Annotated in this window: 2 protein-coding genes (1 of these 2 running past the window's edge); both read left to right on the top strand. The window is 48.2% G+C overall.

The features are described 5' to 3' along the window. Positions 1-1059, top strand: a 1059-nt coding sequence (locus tag B7Y67_RS15570) for a GMC oxidoreductase (protein WP_293599419.1), incomplete at its 5' end; no start/stop codon positions are given. Between the two features lie 64 nt (positions 1060-1123). Then, positions 1124-1982: the 5' portion of a SulP family inorganic anion transporter gene (locus tag B7Y67_RS15575; RefSeq protein WP_293599420.1), read on the top strand. The gene runs 83 nt beyond the window's last position; the window shows 859 of its 942 coding nt (coding positions 1-859); the start codon lies at positions 1124-1126; its stop codon lies beyond the right edge, outside the window.

The raw sequence follows: 1982 nt of genomic DNA on the forward strand, positions 1-1982 counted from the left end.
TACCAACTCACTACAAATAAGGGATTACGGTGCAGTACTGCCGTTGCCTATCTAAAGCCTGCCAAGCATCGCCCCAACCTCACGATCTTGACTGATAGTCAAGTGATGCGCGTTCTATTTGAGGGACGTCGCGCAGTAGCGATTGAATTGAGTCGTCATGGTGAAAAGCAGATTATTCGAGCCAATAAAGAAATCATTTTGAGTGCAGGCGCTCTTCAATCGCCGCAAATTTTGCAGTTGTCAGGGATTGGCCCTGCAAAACTTCTCAGTGAATTCAATATCCCACTCATCCATGATTTACCTGGTGTTGGTGAGAATTTGCAGGATCATTTGCAGTACCGCTTGATTTACGAACTCAATCAACCCATTTCTACTAATGTCCAACTCTCTTCACTTCTAGGAAAAGCGATGATGGGCTTAGATTGGCTTCTGTTTCGTGGCGGGCCGCTTTCGATTGGCATCAATCAAGGCGGTCTATTTACCAAGGTCATGGAATCATCTACTACACCAGATATTCAGTTTCATTTAGCCACCTTATCGGCAGATATGGCCGGGGGTAACGTACATCCTTTCCCTGGCTTTACCATGTCAGTGTGCCAACTGAGACCAGAATCCCGGGGCCATGTTCGCATTCAATCAAACGATCCACTAGTGCCGCCCAAGATGTTTGCCAACTACCTCGCCACAGAGCATGATCGTGCCACTAGCGTTGCAGCCGTCAAATTTGCACGCAAAATTGCGCAAACAGAACCTCTTACATCTTTAATCGAGCGGGAAATTAAACCTAACAATCCACAGAGCGATGCAGACATACTTGAATTCTGTCGCAATAGTGGCGCAACCATTTTTCATCCGACTGGTACATGCCAAATGGGTACTGACGATAATCCACTCGCTGTATTGGATGGCGATCTAAAAGTCAGAGGTGTCACGGGCCTCAGAGTTGTAGACTGCTCCGCAATGCCTACATTGCCTTCTGGCAATACTAACTGGCCGGCGGTCATGCTGGCCGAAAGAGCATCAGACCTAATATTAGGCAAGGGTACTAAACACTCTTAAATACCAGCGGATATTGAGTAAACTGACAGCTTTGGTAGTGCAACTATAAAAATACCTGCCATTCATGATGAGACAGCTCCCCTTTTTTAAATGGTTACCTGAGTATCGCAATCCGGGCACAATACGCGCTGATTTACTCGCGGGCCTAACTGGGGCCATTGTGGTATTGCCTCAAGGAATTGCATTTGCATTACTTGCTGGCATGCCACCGCATTACGGCCTCTATGCTGCCATGGTGCCTTGCTTGATTGCGGCGCTTTTTGGCTCAAGTCGCCTCATGGTTACTGGGCCAGCCAATGCTATCTCCCTCACCACGATGGCCCTCATTGCCCCAATGGCTCTGCCAGAGTCTACCCAGTATGTTGCACTCGTATTAACGCTCAGCTTCCTGGTTGGCGTAATCCAATTGATTTTAGGATTTAGTGGCATTGGCAAATGGGTAGAAAAAGTCCCGCATTCCGTGATTGTTGGCTTTACTGCTGGTGCTGCCATGCTCATTATTAATAGCCAGGTTGGCACCCTCCTTGGAATGGATATACCTCGGGGCACCGATGTCATCCACACCATACAAGCGGTCGGCAAACGCTTAGTAAGCGGCGACATTCAATGGCAATCGATTGCACTCGTACTCATTACCTTGGGCGTCAGTCGTTTGTGGGCTCCTTTGAATGAATATGTACCAGCAATGCTGATTGCCGTCATTGTTGGCGCAATCGCTGCAATCTTGATTGAGCTTGCTTTCCCGCAGCTAAGCCCGTTTAAGCGGGTCAGTAATATCCCGGGCGCATTTCCTCCACTATCCTTCCCAGACCTCAACCCAGCTACTTTGCAGCAATTATTTGGCGCCACTTTAATCATGACTTTACTGGCCTCAACCGAGGCTATGGCTATTGCCCGCGCAATCGCATTAAAGACACGAGAGT

It is taken from the genome of Polynucleobacter sp. 35-46-11, assembly GCF_002281105.1.